Consider the following 25,569-nt stretch of genomic DNA (forward strand, 5'->3'; position numbering starts at 1 on the left):
GCAGGGGAAGGCCCAACACAGAGAGAGCAAAGGACCCAGCACCATGAGCACCACCCTCCAAAGCTACATCGCCGGCCGCTGGATCGGCCGCGAAGCCGCGCAGTCGCTGCGCAGCGCCGTCAACGGCCAGGCCATCGCCAGCACGCACGCCGAGGCGATCAACTTCGCCGAGGCGCTGGCCCATGCGCGCCGCGTCGGCATCCCGGCGCTGATGGCGCTCGACTTCCAGCAGCGCGCCGAGCGCCTCAAGGCACTGGCCAAGTACATCGCCGCCAACAAGGAAACGCTCTACGCGGTCTCGGCCCACACCGGCGCGACGCGCGCCGACGGCTGGGTCGACATCGAGGGCGGTGCCGGCACGCTCGCGGCCTACGCGGGCATCGGCAGCAACGAGCTGCCCTCGGGCAACCTGGTGCACGAGGGCCCGGCCTTCCCGCTCGGCAAGAAGGGCGGCTTCGCGGGCACCCACATCCTGGTGCCGCGCGGCGGCGTGGCGGTGCACATCAACGCCTTCAACTTCCCGGTCTGGGGCCTGCTCGAGAAGTTCGCGCCCAGCTTCCTCGCGGGCATGCCCTGCATCGGCAAGCCGGCCACCGCCACCAGCTACCTCACCGAGGCCGTGGTGCGGCTGATCGTGCAGTCGGGCATCCTGCCCGAAGGCAGCCTGCAGCTGGTCATCGGCGGTACGGGCGACCTGCTCGACCGCCTCGAGGGCCCCGACGTCGTGACCTTCACCGGCTCGGCCGACACCGCCGCCAGGCTGCGCGTGCATCCGAACCTGGTGCGCCAGTCGATCCCGTTCAACGCCGAGGCCGACTCGCTCAACTGCGCGATCCTCGCGCCCGACGTCACGCCCGACGACGAGGAGTTCGACCTGTTCGTGAAGGAGGTGGCGCGCGAGATGACGGTGAAGGCCGGCCAGAAGTGCACCGCCATCCGCCGCGCCATCGTGCCGCGCCAGCACCTCGACGCCGTGGCCGAGCGCCTGCGCGCGCGGCTGGCCAAGACGGTGGTGGGCGATCCCTCGCGCGAGGACGTGCGCATGGGCGCGCTGGCCTCGCATGCGCAGCAGGCCGACGTGGCCGAGCGCGTGGCCGAGCTGCGCAAGGGCGCCGAGCTGGTGTACGGCGGCGGCGAGGGCTTCTCGCCCGTGGGCGAGGGCACGGCCGAGGGCGCTTTCTTCGCGCCCACGCTGCTGTTGAGCCGCAAGCCGCTCGAGCACGATGCGGTGCACGACATCGAGGCCTTCGGCCCGGTCAGCACGCTGATGCCCTACGAGGGCATCGACGAGGCGCTGGCGCTGGCCGCGCGCGGCCGCGGCAGCCTGGTCGGCACGCTGGTCACGCGCGATCCCGCGACCGCCGCCAAGGCGATCCCCGTGGCCGCCGCCTGGCACGGCCGGCTGCTGGTGCTCGACCGCGAGGCCGCGGCCGAATCGACCGGCCACGGCTCGCCGCTGCCGCCGCTCAAGCACGGCGGCCCGGGGCGCGCGGGCGGCGGCGAGGAGCTCGGCGGCCTGCGCGCCGTCAAGCACTACCTGCAGCGCGCCGCGCTGCAGGGCTCGCCCACCATGCTGGCGGCCGTCACCGGCGAGCACGTGCGCGGCGCCAAGGTGCGCGAGACCGAGGTGCATCCGTTCCGCAGCCACTTCGAGGACCTGCGCATCGGCGACTCGCTGCTGACGCACCGCCGCACCGTGAGCGAAGCCGACATCGTGGCCTTCGGCGGCCTGTCGGGCGACTACTTCTACATGCACTTCGACGAGATCGCGGCCAAGGAGTCGCCGTTCGGCAAGCGCATCGCGCACGGCTACTTCGTGCTGTCGGCGGCCGCGGGCCTGTTCGTCTCGCCCGCGCCGGGCCCGGTGCTGGCCAACTACGGCCTCGACACGCTGCGCTTCGTCAAGCCCGTGGGCATCGGCGACACCATCCGCGCGCGCCTGACCTGCAAGCGCAAGATCGACCGCAACCGCAAGGACGCCAACGGCCAGGGCCAGGGCGTGGTGGCCTGGGACGTCGAGGTGACGAACCAGGACGGCGAGCTGGTCGCGAGCTACGACATCCTGACGCTGGTCGCGAAGAAGCCGGTGCCGGCGGCGGCGGCCTGATGTTCGACCTCGGCGGCAAGGTCGCGCTGGTCACCGGCGGCAACGGCGGCCTGGGCCTCGGCATGGCCCAGGGCCTGGCGCGGGCCGGCGCGCGCGTGGTGATCGCCGCGCGCAACCCCGAGAAATCGGCCGCCGCGGTCGAGACGCTGAAGGCGCTCGGCAGCGACAGCTTCGCGGTCGCCATCGACGTGGCCGACGAAGCCTCGGTGCGGCAGGCGGTCGACGCCGTGGCCGCGCGCTGCGGCCGGCTCGACATCCTGGTCAACAACGCCGGCACCACCGTGCGCAAGCCGGTCGACCAGCTCACGCTGGACGAGTGGAACCTCGTGCTCCAGACCAACCTCACCAGCGCCTTCCTCGTGAGCCGCGCGGCGCATCCGCACATGCAGCGCGCGGGCGGCGGCAAGATCGTCAACGTCGGCTCGATGATGTCGATCTTCGGCGCCGCCTACTCGCCCGCCTATGCCGCGAGCAAGGCCGGCGTGGTGCAGCTCACCAAGTCGACCGCGCTCTCGTGGGCGGCCGACAACATCCAGGTCAACGCGATCCTGCCGGGCTGGTTCCAGACCGAGATGACCGATGGCGCGCGCGCCCAGGTCGCGGGCCTCTACGAGCGCGTGGTCGCGCGCACGGCGGCGGGCCGCTGGGGCCGGCCGGCCGACATCGCGGGCACGGCCGTGTTCCTCGCGAGCCCCGCAGCCGACTACGTGACCGGCGTGGCGATCCCGGTGGACGGCGGCTACTCGACGATGGGCTGACAAGGTGTGAGGGCGCCGGCGGCCCGGCGTGTAGATTCGGGCCCCATGCCTTTCGCCTGGATCCAGATCGCCCTCTTCGTCGCCGTGTCGGCCGCGCTGCTGTACGTCTCGCGCGGCGCGCTGCGCCGGCGCGGCTCGCACGGCTTCTACCGCTTCTTCGCCTGGGAGTGCATGCTGGCGCTGATCCTGCTGAACCTGCCCGTGTGGCACGTGGATCCGCTGGCGCCGCACCAGCTGCTGTCTTGGCTGCTGCTGGCGCTGTCGGCCTGGCTGCCGGTGCATGCCTGGCGCCGGCTGCGGGCCGCGGGGCGGCCGGGCGCGGCGCGCGACGACGATGCCGCGCTGCTCGGCTTCGAGAAGACCGACTCGCTGGTCACCGACGGCGCCTTCCGCTACATCCGCCATCCGATGTACACCGCGCTGATGCTGCTGGCCTGGGGCGCCTGCCTCAAGGACATCGGCGGCCCCGGCCTCGCGCTGGCGCTCGCGGCCACCGTGCTGCTGGTGCTGACGGCGCTCAGCGACGAGCGCGAATGCATCGCGCATTTCGGCGACGCCTACCGCGCCTACATGCGCGGCACCAGGCGCTTCGTGCCCTTCCTGCTCTGACGGCGCGGCCGGCGCGGCGCCGGGCATAGGCAATCCGGCCAATGCCCAGCCGCGGTGCTTTCTCCTATCGTTCGGGCTTGAAGGGCGCGCGCGGATCCGCCGCCGCCATCGATCCCACGATTCCCCATGACCGAGAAAAACAAGACCGCCCGCTGGCTGCGCCGCGGCGTGCTCGCGCTGCTGGCGCTGGCCCTGCTCGCCGCGGCCGCGCTGTCCGGCGCCGTGCTGATGGCGCACCACAAGATGGAACGCCGCGTCGACGTCGACGTGAAGCCGGTGGCCCTGCGCCCGCGCGGCGACACCGCGGCGCTCGAGCGCGGGCGCTACCTCTATGCCTCGCGCGGCTGCGTCGACTGCCACGGCGCCGACGGCGGCGGGCGTCTCTTCATCGACGCGCCGAACGGCCTGCGCGTGGCCGGGCCGCAGATCGCGCCCGGCGCCGCGAACGCGACCGCCGCCTACCGGCCCGAGGACTGGGTGCGCGCGATCCGGCACGGCGTCGATCCGGCCGGCCGGCCGCTGATGATCATGCCGAGCGAGGACTACAACCGCTTCACCGACGAGGACCTCGCCGCGCTGGTGGCCCACATCCGCGCCCTGCCGCCGGTGCAAGGCACGCCTGCCATGGTCGAGATGCCGCTGCCGGTGCGCGCGCTCTACGGCTTCGGCCTGATCCAGGACGCGGCCGCCAGGATCGACCACCGGCTGCCGCCCGCGCTGCCGGTGGCCGAGGGCGTGAGCGTGGCGCATGGCGCCTATGTGGCGAACATGTGCCTGGGCTGCCATGGTCCGCAGCTCGCGGGCGGCAAGGTCCCGGGCGGCCCGCCCGACTGGCCCGCGGCCTCGCGGCTCGCGCCCGGCAAGGATTCGGCGCTGGCGCGCTATCCCGACGCCGAGTCGATGATCCGGCTCTTCCGCAGCGGCCTGCGCCCCGACGGCACGCCGGTGCGCGTGATGCCCTTCGAGTCGCTGCGCGAGATCAGCGACACCGACATGCGCGCGCTGTACCTGTTCCTGCGGCAGCTGCCGCCGCCGCGCAAAGGCTGAACGCGCCGGTCAGGCGGGCCGGGCCGGGCGCGGCTAACATGCGCGCCACCGCCCCGCCCGCGCCATGCCCTCCCCCAACGCCCGGCCTTCCCCTCGGCGACGCAGGCCGTCCTGCTGTACCTCGCCCTGTTCCTGTGCGAGCTGCTCGTGGGCGCCGTGCTGCGCGATGCCAACCGCGTGTTCGGCCTGAGCACGATGCAGATCGGCGTGCTGTCGGCCGTGCTGGGCAACGGGCTGGTGTTCGCGGTCGTGATGCAGCAGCAGAAGCTGGGCTGGCGCGCGCTGTTCCATCCCTCGCGTGCCTCGATGCGCGCCACGCTGATGCTGGTGGTGCCGCCCGCGCTGCTGCTGGTGCCGGCGCTGATGCTGGCGATCACCTGCGCGATCAACCTGCTGACGCTGGCGCTGCCGCTGTCGGCCTGGGAGGAGGCGATGTTCAGCCGCATGGCCGACGGCAGCGTGGCGGCGGTGCTCGCGGTCTGCGTGATGGCGCCGCTGCTCGAGGAGATGCTGTTCCGCGGCATCGTGCTGCGCGGCTTCCTGCAGCGCTACGGGCGCTGGCAGGCGATCCTGATGTCGGCGCTGCTGTTCGGCGCGGCCCACATGAACATCTACCAGTTCGTGGTCGGCGTCGCCATGGGCACGGTGCTGGGCTGGCTCTACGAGCGCACGCGCTCGCTGATCCCCTGCATCGCGCTGCACGCGGCCTACAACTGCACCACGCTGCTGGTGGCCGGCTGGCTCGAGGACGCCTCGCCCGCCGGCGTGCTGAGCTTCGTGCTGCTCGCGGGCGCGGCCGCGCTGTGCGGCGGGGTGGTGCTGCGGCAGCTGCTGGTGGCCTCGGGCCGGACCAGCGAGGGCTGATTCAGCGCCCGGCCTGCGCCAGCGGCTTCGCGTCCACCGCCTCGCCATCGACGATGAAGTGCCCGCCCGCCACGTGGTGCAGCGTGCGCAGTTCGTCATGGCCCTCGAAGTGCCAGCGGCCGTTCGAGAACACGCGCGCGTCGGCCTGGGCCGCGATCACCTCGCCGAGGAACAGGTCGTAGCGCTGCTGGATCGGCGGCTCGGGCAGCAGCCGGCATTCGAGCCAGGCCGCGCAGCCCTCGAGCAGGGGCGCCTCGGTGGCGCTGCCCGCGAAGCTGCGCAGCCCGTAGGCCTCGAACTTGTCGCGGCCGTCGCGTTCGACCAGCTCGCGGCCCGAGCTGCTGCCCAGCGCCTCGGTCAGGTCGAGCTGCGCGCGCACCGGCACCTGCAGCGCGAAGCTGCCCGCACCCTCGAGCAGCACGCGGGTCCAGGTGCTCTTGTCGAGCACCACCGCCACCTTGGGCGGATCGAAGTCCAGCGGCATGGCCCAGGCCGCCGCCATGATGTTGCGCCGGCCCGCGTGGGCCGCGCTCACCAGCACCGTGGGGCCGTGGTTGAGCAGGCGGTAGGCCTTGGCGAGGGGAACGGGCTGGCGGTGGGAGGCGTTGGAGGTCATGCGCGAAGCGGGTCGGGAAGCGGGGGCGCCAGCCTACCAAAGCGGCGCCCTGCCCGCTTCAGGCCTCGGGCGGCACCACGGGCACGCGCCGCACCGCCACCTCGCGGATGCGCTGCGCGTCCACGCCGGTGACGACGAACTCCCAGCCGTCGTGCACCCAGGTGGCCTCGGCCGCGGGCAGGCCGCCGAAGCGGTCGAGCAGCAGTCCCGCCACCGAGGTGTAGCTGTCGTCCTCGCTCGCCAGGCCGTCGGTCTGCAGCGCCTGCTCGAGCAGGTGCGGGTCGGCGCTGCCGGCCACGGTCCAGGCCTCGGGACCGGTCTGCTGGATCTCGAGCGACTCGTCCTCGTCGGGGAACTCGCCCGCGATCGCCTCCAGCACGTCGATCGGCGTGACCACGCCGGTCAGCGTGCCGTGCTCGTCGGCCACCAGCGCGAGCTGGCCGCGCGCGCCGCGCAGGGTGTCGATCAGGCGGATCACGCGCGTCGACTCGGCCACGTAGATCGGCGCGCGCAGGCCATGGCCCTCGTCGATGCGGCCGTGGCGCAGCAGCTGGCCCAGCAGGTCCTTGGCGCGCGCCACGCCCACCACCTGGTCGAGCGAGCCGCGGCACACCGGGAACAGGCCGTGCGGGGTGTCGAGCAACTGCTCGCGCAGCGCCTCGGGATCGTCGTCGAGGTCGACCCAGGAGACATCGGCGCGCGGCGTCATCACCGAGCGCACGTTGCGCTCGGCCAGCGAGAGCACGCCGCTGACCATGTTGCGTTCCTCGATGCCGAAGGCGGGTTCGTCCACGGGCGCATCGGCATCGGCCGCGGCGGCGCCCACCGGCACCGGTTCGCCGCGCGTGCGGCCGCCGAGCAGGCGGATCACCGACTCGGCCGTGCGCTCGCGCAGCGGCCGGCGCGCCTCGTGGCGCAGTTCGTTGCGGCGCGCCCACTGGTTGAGCGCCTCGATCAGCACCGAGAAGCCGATCGCGCCGTAGAGGTAGCCCTTGGGAATGTGGAAGCCCAGGCCCTCGGCCACCAGGCTCAGGCCGATCATCAGCAGGAAGCTCAGGCACAGCACCACCACCGTGGGATGGGCGTTGACGAAGCGCGTCAGCGGCTTCGAGGCCCACAGCATGATCGCGATCGAGATGATCACCGCAGCCATCATCACCGGCAGGTGGTCGACCATGCCGACGGCCGTGATCACCGCGTCGAGCGAGAACACGGCGTCGAGCACCACGATCTGCGCCACCACCACGCCGAAGCTCGCATAGGCGGTGGTGCCGGTCACGGCATGGGTCACGCCCTCGATGCGCTCGTGCAGCTCGGCCGTGGCCTTGAACAGCAGGAACAGGCCGCCCAGCAGCAGGATCAGGTCGCGGCCCGAGAAGCCCTGGCCGAACAGGCTGAACAGCGGCGTGGTCAGCGTCACCAGCCACGAGACGATGGACAGCAGCCCCAGGCGCATCAAGAGGGCCAGGCTCAGGCCGATGAGCCGCGCGCGGTCGCGCTGGTGCGGCGGCAGCTTCTCCGCGAGGATCGCGATGAAGATCAGGTTGTCGATGCCCAGCACGATCTCGAGCACGACGAGCGTGAGGAGACCGATCCAGACGGCGGGGTCGGACAGCAGTTCAATCATGGAAGGTGGCGCGCGAGCGCGTGCGGCCCGGCATGGCGCGAACCATGGCGAGCGATGAGGGAGAAATCGGGAGGAGAGAAAAGGCCGAAGGACCCGGCGGAGGCCGTGTCATTGGCGGGGACAGCGCGCTCGGAAAGCGGCGGCGGGGAGCGGGACGGCTGGCGCAGGCCAGCGACGGACTGGGAGGCTCGGAAGAGGTTGTCACCCGCGCAGTCTATCGAAGCCCTCGCGCGGCCCCACGTTTGCAAGGGCTTTGCCGGGGGCGCCTCAGCCTTCGAGGAAGTCGGGCTGCCTGAACTTCTTCTCGAGGAACCGGCCGTTGGCCACCAGCGCCGCGGCATCGCTCGCCGCCAGGTTGGCGACCACCTCGCGCAGCTTGGCATCGAGCAGGCCGAGCTGCTCGCCGAGCAGCTGGCGCGCGGTCTTGCCGTCCTTCAGCGGCTGCGTGACGCGAAAGGCCGGCGGCAGCGCCACATAGTTGGCCAGGGTCTCGGGCAGGTAGCGCAACACGGTCTCGCGCACGGTGAACAGGTCGTCGCCGCCCGCGCCGGCGTCCATCAACTGCGGCAGCACCTCGACCACCAGGCCGCGCACGCTCTCGAGGCTGTGCCGCATGTCCTCGGTGAGGTGCGGCGAGGCGCGCGCGACCACCTCGTCGAGCCGCCGCAGCGTCTCCTCCAGGCTCAGGCTGTCCTCGATGCGGCGCTCGAGCTCGGGCGCGCGCCGGCCCAGCAGCCAGCCGACGATGTAGAGGCCGGCGGTGATGGCGAGCCAGCCGCGGTCGATGACGCCCGCGAACAGCAGCGCCGGACCGGCCAGCGCGAGCGCGCAGCCGAGGATGTTGCCGTTGCCGTAGAGGAACAGCAGCGCGCGCAGCTTCAGCGAATGCCGCGCCACGCCAGGCCTTTGCACAGGGTCACTGGTAGCCCCGGATTTCCTTGAACACCTGCGCCAGCACCAGCCGGCGGCCGTCGAACTCGCGCCCGCCCGAGGCTTTCGCGAGCGCCCGCATCTCGGCCACGTTGCCCTCGCCGAACAGGATCGGGAAGATGCGCGCCGGCAGCCCGTTCGCGTAGCGCGCCTGGAACTCCTCGGGCTTCAGGCCCGCGTTGTTCTGGCCGTCGGTCAGCAGCACGATGCTCACGAAGCGATCGGGATCGCTGCGCTGCTCCTCGCGCGCGAGGTCCTCGGCCACGGCCAGCGCGGAATAGATGGCGGTGCCGCCATCGGCCTGCATCGCGTCGGCCTGGCGGCGCAGTTCCTCGCGCGCGGCGCCGATGCGCTCGGGCTCGAAGCGCACCCACACCGGCTCCGACACGCGCGTGGCGAACGGAACCAGCACCACCCGCTCGCGGCTCTGGAAGGCGCTGTAGCGCACGCTCGCCGCGGCGCCGGCCTCGGCCCCCGACAGCCGCTTGAGCGCCTCGCGCATGGCTTCCAGGCGCTGCCCCTGCATCGAGCCGCTGAGGTCGAGCACGAAGATCGAGGTGGAGGGCTTGCGCCAGCGCGCCTGGTAGGTGCCGAGCACGGCGTCGATCACCTCGAGCCGGTTCGGAAAGGACAGCTCCGACACCGCCGCCGTGGGCAGCGCGCTCGCGGCCTGCACCTCGGGATTGGCCGGGCGCAGGAAGGCGGCCGACAGCGCATCGCGCTGGAACGCGGCCCCCTTCCAGGCCGCCACCAGCCGGTTGTACGGCTCGCGCCGTGCCTCGTCGAGCAGCATCAGCGGATAGTCGGCCGAGATCATGCCGTCGCGCGGATAGATCGGCAGCAGCCGGTCGGCCGCGGGCAGTCGCTCGTTGAGGCGCAGGATCACGGCCTCGTAGTTGACCATCGCATCGATCGCGGCGGGATCGGCCAGGTAGGCATCGGCGAGCCAGCCCGAGCTGCCGGCCGTGAGCTTCTGGCCCGAGAGGAAGGCCTTGAGCGTCTTCTCGTCCACGTCCTGCGCCGCCAGGTCCTCGGTCTTGCCCGCGAGTGCCGAGGCGACCGCGAACAGCGCGCTCATGCCGGTGTTGGAGCTGGTCGCGTTGTCATGCCGTAGCGCAGCTGGCCCGTGCTGGCGGCCCGCGCGATGTCGGCCCAGCCGGGCGCGCGCTTGTCCCAGCCCAGCCGCGCGGCCTTGGCGGCCTTCACCCCGAGCGCGATGCGCGAGTAGAAGAGCTTCTCGCGCGCCACCGCCGGCTTGGCGAGCGCCAGCGCGGGATAGGCGCCGTTGGGCGGCAGGATCGCATCGAAGCGCTCGCCGGCATTCACGCGCTCCACGATGTCCAGCGTGCCCGCGTACGACAGCTGCAGTTCCACCCCGGCGGCGCGCGCGGCCTCGACCAGCGGCGCCTCGAGGTCCTTGAGCTCGGAGCCCGCGAGAACGGTGAAGGCCGTCGATGGCGGACTGGCCTGCGGCGCGGCGGCGGTGGGCGTGGCCGCCTCGTCGCGGCCGCAGCCGGCCAGCCCGAGCGCCAGCGCCAGCAGCGCACCGAGCGCGAAGCGCCGTGCCGGCGCCAGGCTCACAGCACGACCCCGCTGCCCGCCGACGGCTCGCGCAGCGCGACGGCCGAGGTCTCGCGGCGCGCGCGGTCGAGGTAGCCGCGGCTGCGCGCCACCTCGTCGCTCAGCGTGTCGACCGTGGTCTGCATCGAGTCGAGCGCCTTGAGCTTGAAGTCGGCGATCGCGTCCATGGTCTGGTAGATGTTGGCGAAGGCCTGCTGCAGCTTGGCGATCTCGATCGTGCCCGAGGCCGCCTGCTGGTGGATCTGGCCGGTCTGCTCGCGCAGCAGCTCGCTGGTGGTCGCGATCAGGTTGCCGGTGGTGGCATTGAGCGCGCCGATCTGGTCGAGCACCAGCTTCTGGTTGGCCAGCGCCTGCGCCACGATCACCGCGGTGCGCAGCGCCGACACCGTGGTGGTGGTGGCGCGGTCCACGCCCTTGGTCAGCTCGAGGTTGTTCTTGCGGATCATGTCGAGCGCCAGGTAGCCCTGGATGTTGACCGCGAGCTGCGTCAGCAGGTCGGTGACCTTCTGGCGCGCGTAGAACAGCATCTCCTCGCGCACAACGCGCGCCTTCTCGGGATCGGTGGCGTCGAACTCGCGCGCCTTGGCGTCGAGGCGCGCGTCGAGCGCCTTGCCGATGTGCACGTACTTCTCGAGCCGCTCCATCAGCGTCCAGAGGTTGACCTTCTCCTGCTCGATGGCCGCGTTGTCGCGCAGCAGCTCGTCCTTGCCGCGCTTGAGCGATTCGATGATGGCGTCGAGGTGCGACTGCGAGGACTGGTAGCGCTCGAAGTAGGCGACCAGCTTGTTGCCCAGCGGGATCAGGCCCAGCAGCTTGCGCGCCGAGAACAGGTCGCCCTGCTTCGAGGGATCGAGGTCCTCGACCTGGTGGCGCAGGTCGATCAGCGACTGGCCGATCTGCGAGCCCTGGCCGAACAGGCCGTTGCGCAGCGAGCCCACCGGGCGTTCGAGCATGCGGTTGGAGACCGAAGCCGAGGCTTCGATCTCCTTGCTGCCCATCGAGTGGATGCGCGCCACCGCTTCCTTGAACTGCGGATGCTGGCTGTCGTGCGCGGTGATGTCGTCGATGAAGCGATCGACCTGCGCATCGAGCTCGCCGACCTCCTCGGGCTTGAGCCGCACCCGCCCGCTGGCGGATTCGACCGGCACCGGCGCGACGGGCGCCGGCGGCTCGAGCACGAAGGACTGCGGCGGCTGCAGCACGTCGGGCGCGGCAACGGCGACCGCCGTGGCGGGAGCGGACTCGGGACGGGAAGTGTTCATGGGTTCCTCGGGTTCACTTGAAGCGGCCTTCGATGGCGGTGGTCATGCGTTCGAGCCATTCGAAGCTGGGCGGGTCGATCACGTCGACCAGCACGTCGGGCACCTTGACGCCGCGTCCGGCCCAGTTCTCCGGCCCCTTGGCATCGCCACCGGTGCGAAAGCCGTATTCGTGCGCGAGCTCGCGCAGCTTGGGATCGTTCTCCAGCGCCGCACCCAGGCGCGCGCCGCCCGGCGTGTAGGGCACCAGCACGTGCTTCGAATAGACCGTGGGCCGCGGATAGAGCAGCACCATGTCGCCGCGCAGCCGGTCGGGATGCTTGAGCCAGAACTCCACCAGCTGCGATTCGTAGGCCACCAGCAGCGGCGCCTTGCCCATGCCGAGCGCGAGGTAGTCCTCGAACGGGCCGGCCGAGGACTGCTCCTGGAAGCCCTGCCGAAGGAACAGCGGCGCCACCGTCGGCAGCACGCGGTCCACGTCCTGCTGGCTCTGCACGATCTGCTGGCCGTTCGCGAGATAGCTCGCCAGCGCCAGGTACATCGCCGCCGAATTGGAGGTGCGCACGTCGGTCGAATTGATCAGCAGCGACTTGCTGGTGGAGAACGCGGCGCTGGCCTTGAGCTCCTTCCAGCGCGTGCCCTTCTCGATCATCGTCATCAGCCTGGGCAGGTCGACCACGTAATAGAAGTCGCCCTGCTTCTCGGCCACGCCGTTGGCGATCAGGATCTCGGCGATCGGCCGCCAGCTCGCGAGCACGATCGGCGTGTAGAAGGGGTTGTAGACGTTGGGCGCCTTCGCGAGCTCCTTGAGCCGCTGCGCGGCCGGCGCGCCCGAGGGAAAGCCGAAGTCGAACCTGCCGGCGTCGTAGCGCTCGGCGATGGTGCGCGAGCCGGCCTTCTCCACCGTGACCGTGATGCCCTGCGCGGCCAGCGCCTGCTTGACGCGCTCGTCGGCGAAGAACGACTCCTTCTCGGACCCGATCAGCCCGCGCAGCGCCACATGGCGCGCCTGCTCGATCCGCGCGGCGTTGCCGGCCGCCGTGTCGTCGCGCACGCGCTGGTTCGAATACCAGACGCCGCCCGCGACCGCGGCCAGCAGGACCACGGCCAGCGCCGGCGCGATCAGTTTGCGGATTTCCAACGGTGCTGCTCCTCGGCCCCTTCATCGGGGTTCGAGGAACATCCTAGCCACGCAATATGACGGTTCGTGACAGTCCGATGACAGCGGCGCGGCGCGCCGCCGCGCTCAGGTCCCGCGCGTCAGCATGCGCCCCGCGCGCGCCAGCACGCGCGCCTCGTCCACCGTCGCGCCGCCGCGGTAGGCCAGCACGCCGTTCACGAACACGCGCTCGATGCCCAGGCTCAGGCCCTTGGGCCGGTCGTAGGTGGCGGTGTCGGCGATGGTCTCGGGATCGAACACCACCACGTCGGCCATGTGGCCCGCGCGCAGCAGGCCGCGCTCGGCGATGCGCAGGTTGCGCGCGCTCATGCCGGTCATCTTGTGCACCGCCTGCTCGAGCGTGAACAGCCGGCGCTGGCGCCAGTAGCGCGCGAACACGCGCGGGAACGCACCCCACAGCCGCGGATGCGGATGGCGGTCGTGCGGCAGGCCGTCGCTGCCGATCATGGTCAGCGGATGCGCGATCACGCGCTCCACGTCCTCTTCCTGCATCTGGAAATAGCAGGCGCCGCCGGGCTTCAGCCGCAGGCAGGCCGCCTGCTCGCTCACGCCCCATTCGCGCGCGATGTCCGACACCAGCCGGCCGGTCATCTCGGGATGCGGGTCGGACCAGGTCAAGAGCACGTCGATCACGCCGTCGACCAGGTCCTCGCGCAGCACGGTGGAACCGGCGACGTAGGGGTAGACGTCCATCGCGATCTTCTGGCGCTGCGCGAGCGACTCGATCAGCGGCAGCGTCTCCCTGGTGCGGCCCCAGTTCGCGGGCCCGGCGCACTTGTGGTGCGAGATCACCAGCGGCACGCCCGCGGCGAAGGCCGAGTCGCCGGCCTCGTGCAGCGCCTCGACGATCTGCTGCATCTCGCTGCGCAGGTGGGTGGCGTAGACGCCGCCATGGCGCGCCACCACGCGCGCGAGCGCGGTCACCTCCTCGGCGGGCGCGGCGAAGGCTTCTTCATAGAACAGGCCCGAGGACATGCCGTGCGCGCCCTCTTCCATGCAGGCCTCGAGCAGCGCCGCCATGCGCGCGAGCTCGTCGGCGCTGGCGGGCCGGTCGAGCGCCTCCATGGCCGCGAAGCGCAGGGTGGTGTGGCCCACCAGCGCGGCCACGTTGAGCGCGGGCTGCGTCGCGTCGACCGCAGCGCGGTACTCGGCCATGCTCGCGTGGCGGAACGAGTCGGCGCCCAGCAGCGTGAGCGGTGGCTTCGACTGCGGCGTGCGGTAGGGCGCGAGCGAGATGCCGCAGTTGCCCGTGACCACGGTGGTGATGCCCTGCGACACCTTGGGCAGGCACAGCGGGTCGCGCAGCACGATCGCGTCGTCGTGGGTGTGGGCGTCGATGAAGCCCGGCGCGATGACCCTGGCGCGGCAGTCGACGACCTCGACATCGGCCAGCTCGAGGCCCTCGGGCAGGCGCGCGCGCAGGCACTCGCCGAGCGCGAGGATGCGGTCGCCGTGCAGCAGCACGTCGCCGGGCCACGAGGGGCCGCCCGAGCCGTCGACCACGAGGCCGGCCTCGAGCAGCACGGCTTGGGGAGCGCTCACGACCGGTGTCCTTTCTCGTTGATGCCGCCGCCGTCCCAGCTCTGCAGCGGGTGCGTGGTGGCGTCGATGCCGTGGCGCTGGAAGGCTTCGCGCGCGCGCTGCAGGCGCTGCACCGCCGGCTCGCCGCGCCGCTGCGCGACCAGCACCGTGAGGATCTCGATCGCCGTGAGGTGCGTCAGGTAGGCATCGATGCCCACGTGCATCACGGCGTCGTCGGGCACCGAGAGCCCGAGCAGGAAATCGGCCCTGGCCGCGAGCGCGGTGCCGGGCCGCGTGAGCGCGACCACCTTGGCGCCCTGCCCGCGCGCGATGTCGACCGCGTCGAGCAGCGAGGGCATGCCGCCCACGTGCGAGATCGCGATCACCACGCCGCCCGGGCGCTGCGCGGCGCCGGCCACCTGCTGCAGGTGGTAGTCGGCCCAGGCATTGGCCGACAGGCCGAGCCGGAACAGCCGTGCCTGCAGGTCGTTGGCCATGAACCACGAGGTGGCGCCGGCGCCGTAGAGGTCGACGTGCGGCGCGGCCGCGATGGCCGAGACGGCGCCGTCGAGCACCTGCATGTCGAGTTGGCCGCGCACGCCCGAGACCGAGGCGGCCGCGCTGCGCGCGATCTTCGACACCACCTCGTCGGCGGCGTCCTCGATGTTGACGCGGCGGTGCAGCGGCGAGCCGCCGAGCGCGAGCTCCTGCGCCAGCGCGAGCTTGAACTCGCGCAGGCCCGCGAAGCCGAGGTCGCGGCAGGTGCGCATGATGGTCGGCACCGAGCTGCCGGAGCGCTCGGCCAGCGATTCGAAGCTCTCCTCGAGCACCCGGTCGGGGTCCTCGAGGATCAGGTCGAGGATCGCGCGCCGCGTGGCGGGCGCGCCCTCGCGGGTCTGCGCGATCTTCTGGAGCAGCGAGGGAGTCATCGGCCGCGCGGTCAGAAGTGCATCGCCACCGCGTCGCTCACGCGGTAGTCGTTCTCGACCACGGGCATCCAGTGCCACTTGTCGAAGGTGGTGCAGGGGTGCGAGATGCCCAGGCCCACGCGGTCGCCGACGGCCGGCGCGCGCGCCTCCTCGTCGGCCTCCCAGCGCAGGTAGGCATGCTGGTCGTTGAGCGCGGTGATCTTCCAGCCGGCGGGCACGGCCTCGGGCACCAGCACGCCGCGCGCCGCGCGCGCGATCGGCACCGGCAGCGAGAGGTCGAAGGAGATGTCGCGCTTGCCCACGGCCAGGATCGCGAGGCCGGGCTCGGGCCGCGACTGCACCGTGGCCCAGACCTCCATCGCGGGCACCAGGCTCTCGCCGCAATCGCAACCGAGGCGCTCGTCGACCGCGCTGACCATGCGCTTGTAGAAGCCATGGTCGTGCGTGACATAGCAGCCCGAGCGCAGCAGGCCGCGCACCGGCGACGCCAGCGCGGGCTTGAGTCGCCCGGCCACGAGGTCGAAGATGGCCGAGCCGCCGGCCGAGACCAGCACCTCGTCGGTCTCGAACAGCTGCTGCGTGTCGCAATGGCGCGCCACCGCTTCCACGCGGTCCATCAGGGTCGCGGCATAGGCCGCGTCGGGCTCGCTGGCGCCGGTGGCGCCCTGCCCTTCGTAGGTCTCGATGCCCACCAGCCGCACCGCGTCGCTCGCGCGCAGCCGCGTGGCGAGCGCCACCGCCTCTTCATGCGTGCGACAGCCGGTACGCGCGCCCGCAACGCCGATCTCGAGCATGACCTCGAAAGGAACGCTGTTGGGGTGGCGGCGCGCCCAGTCCTCGATCAGCGCGAGCTGCGCCAGCGAATCGACCAGGAACACGATGCGCAGGCCCGCATGGTCGCGCAGCAGCAGCTGGATGCCGGCCAGGTCCTCGTCGCTCACCACCTGGTTGGCGATCAGCGTGCGGCGCGCGCCGGCGGCCACGCCCACCGCGAGCTGGGTCACGGTGGCGAAGGTCAGGCCCCAGGCACCGGCATCGAGCTGGCGCTGGAACAGCTGCGGCGACATGGTGGTCTTGCCGTGCGGCGCGAGGTCGATGCCCCATTCGCGCACGCGCGCCTGCATCCAGGCCAGGTTGTGCTCGAGCGCCTCGCGCTTGAGCACGGCCAGCGGCAGCGGCAGGTCGCCCGCGAGCACGTTCCAGCCCGCGGCGCCGATCTCGCTGCGCCGGCGCGGCGCCTGGGTGCGCGGATAGCCCTTGAAGCTGCTGCCCAGCAGCGGGTCGTCGAAGGAGGGAGCGGCGGTGTCGGTCATGGTCATGCGGCGATGGGAGAAAGCAGGTCCTTGCGGATGCAGGCGCTGTAGTGTCCGCTCGAAACCTGCTCGAGCGGCGGCACGGTCCGTGCGCAGGCCTCGATGGCATGCGGGCAGCGCGTGCGGAACACGCAGCCCGAGGGCGGCGAGATCGGACTGGGGATGTCGCCCTTGAGGGCGATGCGCTCGGTGGCGAGCTCGGGATCGGGCTTCGGGCTCGCGGCCAGCAGCGCCTGGGTGTAGGGGTGCGAGGGGCGCGCGAAGAGTTCGTCGGTTTCCGCAACCTCCATCACCTTGCCCAGGTACAGCACCACCACGCGGTCGCACAGGTACTCGACCACGTCGAGGTCGTGCGAGATGAACAGCATGGTCAGGCCCAGGCGCTCGCGCAGGTCGGCCAGCAGGTTGATGACCTGCGACTGGATCGACACGTCGAGCGCCGACAGCGGCTCGTCGGCCACGATGAACTCGGGCTCCACCGCGAGCGCGCGCGCCACGCCGATGCGCTGGCGCTGGCCGCCCGAGAACTCGTGCGGGAAGCGGCTCGCATGCTCGGCGCGCAGGCCCACGGTCTCGAGCAGCTCGGCGATGCGCCTGTCGCGCGCGGCCGCGCCCTTGTGCAGGCCGTGCGTGGCCAGCGCCTCGCCGAGGATCGCGCCGATGCGCATCTTCGGGTTCAGGCTCGCGTACGGGTCCTGGAAGATGATCTGCAGCTTGCTGCGCAGCTTGCGCATGCGCTCGCCCGACAGCGCGCCGATGTCGTCGCCGCGGTAGAGCACCTGGCCCTCGGTGCGCTCGAGCAGGCGCAGCACGGTGCGGCCGATGGTGCTCTTGCCCGAGCCCGATTCGCCGACCAGACCCAGCGTCTCGCCGGGCTGGATCGCGAACGACACGTCGTCGACCGCGCGCACCGGGCGTTCGCCGCTGCCGAAATACTTCTTGAGTCCGCGGACTTCGATCAGGGGGGAAACGACGGCGTTCATGCGAGCCTCGCGAAGTGGGCGTCGGGCTGCACGCGGGTGCAGCGGGCCTGGCGGTCCAGGCGGATGTCGATCAGCGGCGGCATCGCCGTGGCGCAACCGGCCTGCGCATGGTCGCAGCGCGGCTCGAAGGCACAGCCCGGCGGCGGCGCCAGCGGGCTCGACACCTGGCCGCGGATCGCGAACAGGCGCCTGGGCTTGGGCTGCCCCGGCTGGCGCGCCTTGCCCGGCAGGCAGGCCAAGAGGCCCTGGGTGTAGGGATGCTCGGGCTGCGCGAACAGCGGGCGCACCGGCGCGCTCTCGACCACGCGGCCCGCGTACATCACGACCACGTCGTCGGCATGGTGCGCGACCACGCCGAGGTTGTGCGTGATGAACAGGATGCTCATGCCGGTCTCGGCCTGCAGCCGGCGCATCAGCACCAGGATCTGCGCCTGGATGGTCACGTCGAGCGCGGTGGTGGGCTCGTCGGCGATCAGCAGCGTCGGGTCGCAGGCCATGGCCAGCGCGATCATCACGCGCTGGCGCATGCCGCCCGAGAGCTGGTGCGGGTACTCGTGCAGGCGCTGCGCCGCGGCCGGTATCTCGACCAGGTCGAGCATGCGCTTCGCATGGGCCAGCGCGGCCTGGCGATCGAGCCCCTTGTGCAGCCGCACGCTCTCGGCGATCTGCTCGCCGATGGTGAACACCGGGTTCAGGCTGGTCATCGGCTCCTGGAAGATCATCGAGAGCTGGTTGCCGCGCAATGCGCGCATCTCGCGCTCGGGCAGGGTCAGCAGGTCGACGGTCCTGCCTTCGCGCGTGACGAAGCGCGCGCCGCCGCTGACCTGGGCGTTGGCGGTCCTGGGCAGCAGGCGCATCAGCGTGAGGCTGGTGACCGACTTGCCCGAGCCCGACTCGCCGACCAGCGCGGTGGTCTTGCCGGGCTGGATCGCGAAGCTCACGTCGGCCACCGAGCGGATCAGGCCGTCCTCGGTGGGGAAGCTGGTGCTCAGGCTGTCGACCACGAGGCGCGGGGAGGATGTGGCGGTCGTCATCACGCGGTCTTTTTGAGTTTGGGATCGAGCAGGTCGCGCACGCCGTCGCCGAGCAGCTGCAGCGACAGCGCCGTGAGGATGATCGCGAGCCCCGGGAACAGCACCACCCAGAAGGCCTGGTGCGCGTACTGCTGGCTGCCCGCGACCATGGTGCCCCAGGTCGGGATCTCGGGCGGCACGCCGACGCCGAGGAAGGACAGCCCCGCCTCGGCCAGGATCGCGTAGGCGAAGATGAACGAGACCTGCACCAGGATCGGCGACATCAGGTTCGGCAGGATGTGGCGCCACAGGATGCGCGAGGTGCGCACGCCAAGCGCGCGCACGGCCTCGACGAACAGCAGCTCGCGCACCACCAGCGTGGAGGCCCGCACCACGCGCGCCACGCGCGGCGTGTAGACCAGCACCAGCGCCAGCACCGTGTTCATCAGCGAGGGCCCGAGGATCGCCACCAGCGCGATCGCCAGCAGGATGTCGGGGAAGGACATCATCGCGTCGACCACGCGCATCAGCGGCGCGTCGAGCCGGCGGAAGAAGCCGGCCATCAGGCCCAGCACGGTGCCCGCGACGACCGCGCCCAGCGCCGTGAGCGCCGCGATCGCCAGCGAGTAGCGCGCGCCGTGCACGATGCGCGAGTAGAGGTCGCGGCCCAGCTCGTCGGTGCCCAGCAGGTGCTCGGCGCTCGGCGCCTTCAGGCGCTGCAGCACGGCCGTGTCGTTGGGATCGATGGAGGCGAACAGCGGCGCGCCGATGGCGAGGATGGCGATCGCCAGCAGCACCAGCGCGGACAGCATCACGATGCGGCGGTGCATCAGCTGGCGAAGCATTCTTGGCATCCGCATGGCTCAGACCTTCACGCGCGGATCGACCACCGCATACAGCAGGTCGATCGAAAAATTGATGAGCACGTAGATCGCGGCGATCACCAGCAGCGCGCCCTGGATCACCGGGTAGTCGCGCCGCAGCACCGCGCTCACCACGAGGTTGCCCACGCCCGGCAGGCCGAACACGGTCTCGGTGATGACGGCGCCGCCGATCATCAGCGCCACCGTCAGGCCGATCACCGTGACGATCGGCACCAGCGCATTGCGCAGCGCATGCTTGAGCACCACCACCGTCTCGCTCAGGCCCTTCGAGCGCGCGGTGCGCACGTAGTCCTCGCCGAGCACGTCGAGCATCGAGGCGCGCGTGAAGCGGATGATGAGCGCGGAGTTCAGCAGGCCCAGCACCGTGGCCGGCAGCACCAGCGAATGCAGCCGCTCGGCCAGCGCCGCGTCGGGCGCGCCGTAGCCCGAGACCGGGAACCAGCCGAACGAGACCGCGAAGATCTGGATCAGCACGATGCCGAGCCAGAAGCTCGGGATGCTCGCGCCCAGCATCGCGATGCCGGTGAACAGCTGGTCGACCGCGCGGCCGCGGAACACGGCCGAGACGATGCCGCAGGGCACGCCGATCAGCGCGGCGATGGCCACCGCCATCAGCGCGAGCAGCGCGGTGGGCTCGGCGCGCTCCCACAGCGCCTGCGTGACCGGACGCTGCAGGAAGATCGAGGTGCCGAGGTTGCCCTGCAGCACCTCGCGCAGCCAGTAGCCGAACTGCACGGGCAGCGGCTTGTCGAGGCCGTATTCCTTCTGCACGCGCGCGATGTCGGCCGCGGTGGCCTGGTCGCCCAGCAGCACCGAGACCGGGTCGCCCGAGGCGGCGCGCGTGAGCACGAACACCAGCACCGCCACCAGGGCGAGCACGATGAGCATGCCGGTGGCGCGGGATGCGATGTAGCGGATCATGGGATGTGGTTCTTTTCGGGAAATGCGGGATCGGACAGCCGGACGCAGAGGACGCGAAGGTTCCGCGAAAGACGCAAAAGGAAATTCATCTGAAGAATCTCCTTGGCTGTTCTTTCGCGCCCTTTGCGAAACCTTCGCGTCCTCTGCGTCCGGTACCCGTATCCGGCAGCCGCGTTACTTGATACGAGCGTTCCAGAAGAAGGGCCAGGTCGCCGGCTGGTAGTTGTCGAGCGCCGGGCTCCTGGCCGACAGCCCGTTGAACTTGCCGACGTTGATGTACGGCACCTCCTCGTAGACCACCTGCTGCACCTTGCCCCACAGCGCGCCGCGCTTGGCCGGGTCGCTCTCGACGTTGAAGGCCTGCAGCGCCGCCTTCTTGGCCGGCGTGTCCCACCAGCCGGGCGCGCCGTCGCCGAGTTGCGGCGGCGAGAGCATGGGCTCGGGGAACTGGCCCGAGTGGGTGACGTAGATGTCCCACAGCTTGGCGTCGTTGCGGCGCTGCACCAGCGTGGCCCAGTCGACCACGTTGAGGTCGACCTTGAAGCCGGCGCGCTTGAGCTGCTCGGCCATCAGCAGCGACATGTTGTAGTGGAAGTCGTACTGGCGGCTCGTGAGCACGCGGATCGGCTCGCCCTTGTAGCCGGCCTTGGCCGCGGCCTCCTTGGCCTTGGCGGCGTTGCGCTGGTTGTACTGGTCGGCGCCGGCCGTCGAATAGAAGGGCGAGCCCTTCGGGAAGTGGTTGGCCTCGGCCACGAAGAAGCGCGTGTCGCCGAAGCCGGCCGCGAGCATCTCGCCCTCGCCGAGCGCGGTCTGGATCGCCTGGCGCACCGGCTGGCTCGCGGCCACGCCTTCCTTGGTGTTGAGCACCAGGTAGGGGAAGCCGAACGAGGGCGTCATGATCGGCACCGTCTTGCCGCCCGACTTCTCGAGGCGCGGCAGCGCCTCCACCGGCAGCAGGTCGGCGAAGTCGTACTGGCCGGCCAGCGCGCCCTCGACGCGCGTGCTGGCGTTAGGCACCGGCACGAAGCGCAGTTCCTCGATCGCCGCCTCGCGCTTGCCGCCGTAGCCGCTCGCGGGCTCCTTGCGCGCCGCGTACTTGTCGAAGCGCGTGAGCAGCACGAACTGGTCGGGGCGGCGTTCCTTGAACTTGTAGGGGCCGGTGCCGACGAAGTCCTTGAGCGGCGAGGCGATCGATTCCTTGGCCATGATCGCGGCCATGCCGCTGGGCAGCGCGAGCTGCGACAGCAGCGGCGCATAGGGTTCCTTGAGCACGATCTCGACCGCCAGCGGGCCCTTGGCCTTGAGGCTGTCGATCTCCTTGCCCACGGCCTTGCCGCGCGGCGACTGGTCCATCCAGCGCTGCAGGCTCGCGACCACGTCGTCGGCCGTGAGCTCGCGGCCGCTGTGCAGCATCACGCCCTTGCGCAGCGCGATCGCGTAGGTCTTGCCGTCGGCCGAGATCTTCGGCATGCCCTCGGCCAGCATCGGCACCACGTTCCACTTGGCGTCGAAGGTGTAGAGCGTCTCGTAGACGTGCTGCATGATGGTTCCGACCAGGTCGGCGGTCGAGGCCATCGGATCGAGCGTCTGCGGCTCGGCCACCATCGCCAGCGTGGCGAAGTTGCGCGGACCCTGCGCCTGGGCGTTCAGCGGTGCCACGGCATACAGCGCCGCGAGCAGGGTGGCACCCAGAAGGGTGCGCTTCGACAGCATGGGCAGGCGCGGGAAAGAGCCGGCGTGGGGCATGGAGTTCTCCTTCATGGGGCGAGACGCGTTTGTGAAAAAAACTTTCGTTGCGGGCCGCACTTTGAAGCAGTATCTATGCCAAATCATCCGTGAAAACCCTTGATTCAGCGTTATCACTGAAATAGATTTTCAGTTTCGGCCGATACTGACGGCCGTTTCCACCCCCTCCCCTTTCATTTCCCTTCTTCAGACAGGAGCTCGTCCATGCCTCTCGAATACCTCGGCGCCCCGCCCACCGCTTCCGACCGCCAGGTGCGTCCCTTCTCGCCGGCCGTGCGCGCGGGCGACTTCATCTACGTGTCGGGCCAGGTGCCGGCCAATGCGCAGGGCGAGATCGTGGCCGGCGGCATCGAGGCGCAGACGCGCCAGGTGATGGAGAACCTGAAGACCGTGCTCGCGCTGGCCGGCGCCACGCTCGACGACGTCTGCAAGACCACCTGCTGGCTCGACGACGCGCGCGACTTCGGCGCCTTCAACCGCATCTACATGAGCTACTTCGGCGAGAACAAGCCCGCGCGCTCGACCACCGAGGCGCGACTGATGGTCGATGCGAAGGTCGAGATCGACGTGGTGGCGTACAAGCCGAAGGCTTGAGCGGCGCCTGATCGGCGCTTCGACGGCTCAGGAAGCGTCGCGCAGCAGAGCGACGATGTCGCCATGCTGCTTCTCGAAGGCGAGGTCGAAGGCGGTGTGGCCGGCGCCGTCCTTGAGCAGCTTGTCGGCGCCATGGATCATCAGCGCGCGCACGGTCTCGTAGTGGCCGCGCACCGCGGCCTCCATCAGCGCGGTGCGGCCGTTGGGCAGGCGCGCATCGGGATCGGCGCCCTTCTCGATCAGCGCCGCCACGGCCTGCGCCTGGCCGAGGCGCGCGGCCTGCACGAGGTTCGGCACGGCCGCCGCCTGCGCCGCGGCCCAGGGCACCACGGTGCAGCCCATCAGGGCCACGCAGGCGTGGATCAGCAGGTGCTTGAGCGGGTTCATGGCGTGTCCTCGGAATCTGCGATGGCGGTCGGTAATGGGCATGCGCGGCGCACGAGCATCGTGCGGGCACATGTCGCTTCGAGCAAGCGACGTGCCATGGCCGAAGGCATGCGCGCATGCTGGCATGGATGCTGCGTTGTCGGGCGTTCAACTCCACTCCGACACCAACGATGACCTCCACGCTCGCGCGCCGCAAGCTTCCTGGCTTCTCCTCCCCGTCCTCGTCCTCGCGCGCCACGCGCTTCGCCTGCACGCTGATGTTCTGCGCCGTGCTCGCCGCCTGCGGCGGTGGTGGCGGCGACAACAGCGTCTTCTCGTTCACGCCCGTGGCCGGCACGCCGCCGACCACGCCCGAGACGCCCGGCGATGCCGTGGTGCTGCAGCCCGATCGCGCACCTTTCCCGCTGGTCGAGGCCACCGTCGAAGGCTTCCATGCGGCGATGCGCAAGGGCCAGGTCTCGTGCCGCGACGTGGTGCAGGGCTACCTCGACCGCATCGCGGCCTTCGATGCCGATGCCTCCGATGCCTACCCCGACAGCCCCGGCCTGCACAGCGTGATCGCGGTCAATCCGGCCGCGCTCGCGCGCGCCGACGAACTCGACCGCCAGTTCTTCAAGACCGGCCGGATGGCCGGCCCGATGCACTGCGTGACGGTGCTCGCGAAGGACAACATCGACACCCACGACATGAAAACCACGGCCGGCTCGCTGGCCCTGGCCAACAACCAGCCGCCCGACGACGCCTACATCCTGCGCAAAATCCGCGAGGCCGGCGGCATCGTCATCGGCAAGGCCAACCTCGACGAGTTCGCGTTCGGCTTCACCGGCAGCTCGTCGGTCGGCGGCAAGACGCGCAACGCCTACATCCCGGCCAACAGCGCGGGCGGCTCGTCGTCGGGCACCGGCACCTCGATCGCCGCCAGCCTCGCGATGCTGGGCCTGGGCACCGACACCGGCGGCTCGGTGCGCGTGCCCTCGGCGGTCGAGGGCCTCTACGGCCTGCGGCCCACGCTGCGGCTCGTGAGCCAGGACGGCATCGTGCCGCTGGCCCATGGCCAGGACACGGCCGGCCCGCTGTGCCGCCAGGTGCAGGACTGCGCGCTGGTGCTCGATGCCATGGCCGGCTACGACGCCGCGCCCGGCAGCGGCCAGCGCACCGCCAAGGCCTGGGACGCGCCGCTGGTGGCGAATGCCGCCGCCTATGCGGCGATGACCGCGCAGCCCGCGAGCTACACCGCGACGCTCCAGGCGGATGGCCTGCGCGGTGCGCGCATCGGCGTCGTGCGCGCGATGTTCCCGGCCGCGAGCACGGCCAACCAGCGCTTCCTCGACACCCTCAATGCCGCGCTCGACCGCATGAAGGCCGCGGGCGCGACGATCGAGGACGTGCAGATCCCCGACCGCGCGACCATCCTGACCGGCTACGCCAGCCTCTCGTCCTACGAGTTCCGCGACAACCTCACCGAGTACCTCGGCAGCTGGAGCTCTACCGCCGACGGCCATCCGCGCACCACGGAAGACGTGGCGATCGCCATGGCCACGCTGGAGCCCACGCGCGTGGCCAACTTCCGCTCGTACATCACCTCGGGCACCAACAAGGAATCCAACCCGACCTACCAGAACAACCTGAAGCCGCGCGACGCCTTCGTGATCCCGCGCGTGACGGCTGCGCTCGACAACCTCGATTTCGCCACCGGCGCGAGCCTGGGCGCGCCCTACGACGTGCTGGTCTACCCGGTGCTGCAGGGCTTCAACAGCACCAGCGTGAACTCGGGCTCGAACAACCGCCTGAGCCCCTTCTCCGGCTTCCCGGCGCTGGCCTTCCCGGCCGGCTTCGTGAAGGCCACCGATGCCTCGAGCTCGGTCGAGCCCGTGACCTTCGAGATGATCGGCCGCGCCTTCGCCGAGCCCACGCTGTTCCGCCTGGCCTATGGCTGGCAGGCCAGCACCACGGCGCGCGTGCCGAGCCCGCTGGCGCCGGAGCTCAAGAAGCCCGACGCCTCGGCGCTCTAAGCGCGCAGCTCGCTCTTGCGCTGCACGATGCGCGAGACCAGCCCGTAGTCGACCGCCTCCTCGGCCGACAGCCAGCGATCGCGCTCGATGTCGGCCAGCACCACCTCGATGGGCTTGCCGGTCTCGCGCGCGATCTCGTGCGCGATGCGCTGGCGGGCCTTGACGATCTCCTGCGCCTGGATCGCGATGTCGGTGGCCTGGCCGCCGGCCCCGCCCGAGGGTTGGTGGATCAGGAAGCGGGTGTTGGGCAGGCACACGCGGCGCTCGCGCGGCGCGGCCAGGAACAGGTGGGTGGCGGCGCTGCCGACCCAGCCGGTGCCGATCATGTGCACCGGCGCGGCGATGAAGCGCACCACGTCGTGGATCGCATCGCCCGATTCGAGGTGGCCGCCGGGCGAGCTCACGAGGATGTCGATCGGCTTGTCGGCGCTGTCGGCGTCGAGCGCGATCAGCCGGCGCGTGACGTCGGCGGCCACGGCGTCGGTGATGCTGCCGAAGATCAGCAGCGTGCGCGAACGGAAGGCCTTCTCCTCGAGGTAGGAATTGCGCGGCTCGGCGGTGGCGGCCGGGCGGGTGTCGTCTTCGGATTCCAGCGTGAACATGGCGGTCATGAAAAGCTCCAGGGGGTGGGAGCTGTCTTGACGAACAAGCCCACGCTTTCGTGACGTCGCCGGTCGTGGCAAGCTGC

Annotated in this window: 24 protein-coding genes; 7 read left to right on the forward strand and 17 right to left on the reverse strand. The window is 71.0% G+C overall.

Annotated features, from left to right (window positions below; all coding sequences use genetic code 11):
- Positions 1-43 precede the first annotated feature (43 nt).
- The 5 genes from paaZ to ACEN9J_RS13360 all read left to right on the forward strand — a co-directional run bounded on the left by paaZ (position 44) and on the right by ACEN9J_RS13360 (position 5,385).
- The gene (gene paaZ, locus ACEN9J_RS13340) at positions 44-2,107 is read left to right on the forward strand and encodes a phenylacetic acid degradation bifunctional protein PaaZ (RefSeq protein WP_413764293.1); all 2,064 of its coding nucleotides are present in this window, start codon (positions 44-46) and stop codon (positions 2,105-2,107) included.
- Complete coding sequence (locus ACEN9J_RS13345; RefSeq protein ID WP_413764294.1) at positions 2,107-2,865, forward strand: SDR family NAD(P)-dependent oxidoreductase; 759 nt, start codon at positions 2,107-2,109, stop codon at positions 2,863-2,865. Before paaZ ends, ACEN9J_RS13345 begins: the two co-directional genes overlap by 1 nt.
- A 45-nt stretch (positions 2,866-2,910) precedes the next feature.
- A complete protein-coding gene (locus ACEN9J_RS13350) occupies positions 2,911-3,474 on the forward strand; it encodes a methyltransferase family protein (protein WP_413764295.1) in 564 nt (187 codons plus the stop codon).
- A 126-nt stretch (positions 3,475-3,600) separates the two neighbouring features.
- Complete coding sequence (locus tag ACEN9J_RS13355) at positions 3,601-4,521, forward strand: c-type cytochrome (protein WP_261210009.1); 921 nt, start codon at positions 3,601-3,603, stop codon at positions 4,519-4,521.
- 147 nt (positions 4,522-4,668) lie between these two features.
- Positions 4,669-5,385 carry a CPBP family intramembrane glutamic endopeptidase gene (locus ACEN9J_RS13360; RefSeq protein WP_413764296.1) on the forward strand — a complete coding sequence of 239 codons (717 nt, stop codon included), beginning with the start codon at positions 4,669-4,671 and terminating at the stop codon, positions 5,383-5,385.
- A 1-nt stretch (position 5,386) separates the two neighbouring features.
- Here ACEN9J_RS13360 and ACEN9J_RS13365 read toward each other — a convergent pair whose 3' ends face one another.
- The 15 genes from ACEN9J_RS13365 to ACEN9J_RS13435 form a co-directional block, all read right to left on the reverse strand.
- Positions 5,387-6,001, reverse strand: a complete 615-nt coding sequence (locus tag ACEN9J_RS13365) for a flavin reductase family protein (RefSeq protein WP_261210005.1) — start codon at positions 5,999-6,001, stop codon at positions 5,387-5,389.
- Between the two features lie 58 nt (positions 6,002-6,059).
- The gene (locus ACEN9J_RS13370; RefSeq protein WP_261210136.1) at positions 6,060-7,625 is read right to left on the reverse strand and encodes a TerC family protein; all 1,566 of its coding nucleotides are present in this window, start codon (positions 7,623-7,625) and stop codon (positions 6,060-6,062) included.
- 270 nt (positions 7,626-7,895) lie between these two features.
- Positions 7,896-8,540, reverse strand: a complete 645-nt coding sequence (locus tag ACEN9J_RS13375) for a hypothetical protein (RefSeq protein ID WP_261210003.1) — start codon at positions 8,538-8,540, stop codon at positions 7,896-7,898.
- Positions 8,541-8,544: 4 nt separating this feature from the next.
- Positions 8,545-9,636: a vWA domain-containing protein gene (locus ACEN9J_RS13380; protein ID WP_413764297.1), complete on the reverse strand. Its 1,092-nt coding sequence runs from the start codon at positions 9,634-9,636 to the stop codon at positions 8,545-8,547.
- Positions 9,633-10,139 (reverse strand): substrate-binding domain-containing protein, encoded by a 507-nt coding sequence (locus ACEN9J_RS13385; protein WP_413764298.1) that lies wholly within the window; start codon positions 10,137-10,139, stop codon positions 9,633-9,635. The genes ACEN9J_RS13380 and ACEN9J_RS13385 overlap by 4 nt, the downstream gene beginning before the upstream one ends.
- Positions 10,136-11,401, reverse strand: coding sequence for a toxic anion resistance protein (locus tag ACEN9J_RS13390; RefSeq protein WP_413764299.1), 1,266 nt, complete (start codon positions 11,399-11,401; stop codon positions 10,136-10,138). The genes ACEN9J_RS13385 and ACEN9J_RS13390 overlap by 4 nt, the downstream gene beginning before the upstream one ends.
- A 13-nt stretch (positions 11,402-11,414) precedes the next feature.
- Positions 11,415-12,539 carry a substrate-binding domain-containing protein gene (locus ACEN9J_RS13395; RefSeq protein WP_296738175.1) on the reverse strand — a complete coding sequence of 375 codons (1,125 nt, stop codon included), beginning with the start codon at positions 12,537-12,539 and terminating at the stop codon, positions 11,415-11,417.
- Between the two features lie 105 nt (positions 12,540-12,644).
- Positions 12,645-14,120: an N-acyl-D-amino-acid deacylase family protein gene (locus ACEN9J_RS13400; protein ID WP_413764300.1), complete on the reverse strand. Its 1,476-nt coding sequence runs from the start codon at positions 14,118-14,120 to the stop codon at positions 12,645-12,647.
- A complete protein-coding gene (locus ACEN9J_RS13405; protein ID WP_261209994.1) occupies positions 14,117-15,028 on the reverse strand; it encodes a MurR/RpiR family transcriptional regulator in 912 nt (303 codons plus the stop codon). The genes ACEN9J_RS13400 and ACEN9J_RS13405 overlap by 4 nt, the downstream gene beginning before the upstream one ends.
- Before the next feature lie 11 nt (positions 15,029-15,039).
- A complete protein-coding gene (locus ACEN9J_RS13410; RefSeq protein WP_261210133.1) occupies positions 15,040-16,341 on the reverse strand; it encodes an amino acid deaminase in 1,302 nt (433 codons plus the stop codon).
- Positions 16,342-16,343: 2 nt separating this feature from the next.
- The gene (locus ACEN9J_RS13415) at positions 16,344-17,324 is read right to left on the reverse strand and encodes an ABC transporter ATP-binding protein (protein WP_261209992.1); all 981 of its coding nucleotides are present in this window, start codon (positions 17,322-17,324) and stop codon (positions 16,344-16,346) included.
- Positions 17,321-18,358 (reverse strand): ABC transporter ATP-binding protein, encoded by a 1,038-nt coding sequence (locus tag ACEN9J_RS13420; RefSeq protein ID WP_261209990.1) that lies wholly within the window; start codon positions 18,356-18,358, stop codon positions 17,321-17,323. Before ACEN9J_RS13420 ends, ACEN9J_RS13415 begins: the two co-directional genes overlap by 4 nt.
- Positions 18,358-19,197: an ABC transporter permease gene (locus tag ACEN9J_RS13425; RefSeq protein WP_093351813.1), complete on the reverse strand. Its 840-nt coding sequence runs from the start codon at positions 19,195-19,197 to the stop codon at positions 18,358-18,360. The genes ACEN9J_RS13420 and ACEN9J_RS13425 overlap by 1 nt, the downstream gene beginning before the upstream one ends.
- 3 nt (positions 19,198-19,200) lie before the next feature.
- Positions 19,201-20,142, reverse strand: coding sequence for an ABC transporter permease (locus tag ACEN9J_RS13430; protein WP_261209987.1), 942 nt, complete (start codon positions 20,140-20,142; stop codon positions 19,201-19,203).
- A gap of 174 nt (positions 20,143-20,316) precedes the next feature.
- Complete coding sequence (locus ACEN9J_RS13435; protein ID WP_261209985.1) at positions 20,317-21,888, reverse strand: ABC transporter substrate-binding protein; 1,572 nt, start codon at positions 21,886-21,888, stop codon at positions 20,317-20,319.
- A gap of 204 nt (positions 21,889-22,092) precedes the next feature.
- Here ACEN9J_RS13435 and ACEN9J_RS13440 point away from each other — a divergent pair, with 204 nt between their 5' ends.
- Entirely contained in the window at positions 22,093-22,482 is a 390-nt protein-coding gene (locus ACEN9J_RS13440) for a RidA family protein (protein ID WP_057597741.1), read from the forward strand.
- A 27-nt stretch (positions 22,483-22,509) separates the two neighbouring features.
- Here ACEN9J_RS13440 and ACEN9J_RS13445 read toward each other — a convergent pair whose 3' ends face one another.
- Positions 22,510-22,869 carry an ankyrin repeat domain-containing protein gene (locus ACEN9J_RS13445; protein WP_413764301.1) on the reverse strand — a complete coding sequence of 120 codons (360 nt, stop codon included), beginning with the start codon at positions 22,867-22,869 and terminating at the stop codon, positions 22,510-22,512.
- A 170-nt stretch (positions 22,870-23,039) separates the two neighbouring features.
- Here ACEN9J_RS13445 and ACEN9J_RS13450 point away from each other — a divergent pair, with 170 nt between their 5' ends.
- Positions 23,040-24,881, forward strand: coding sequence for an amidase family protein (locus tag ACEN9J_RS13450; RefSeq protein ID WP_261209981.1), 1,842 nt, complete (start codon positions 23,040-23,042; stop codon positions 24,879-24,881).
- On the opposite strand, the gene ACEN9J_RS13455 is transcribed toward ACEN9J_RS13450, so the two are convergent.
- Positions 24,878-25,492: an ATP-dependent Clp protease proteolytic subunit gene (locus tag ACEN9J_RS13455; RefSeq protein ID WP_413764302.1), complete on the reverse strand. Its 615-nt coding sequence runs from the start codon at positions 25,490-25,492 to the stop codon at positions 24,878-24,880. The genes ACEN9J_RS13450 and ACEN9J_RS13455 overlap by 4 nt on opposite strands.
- Between the last annotated feature and the right edge of the window lie 77 nt (positions 25,493-25,569).

This window comes from Variovorax sp. Varisp41 (assembly GCF_047325085.1).
In the GTDB taxonomy this organism is placed as follows: Bacteria; Pseudomonadota; Gammaproteobacteria; order Burkholderiales; family Burkholderiaceae_C; genus Variovorax.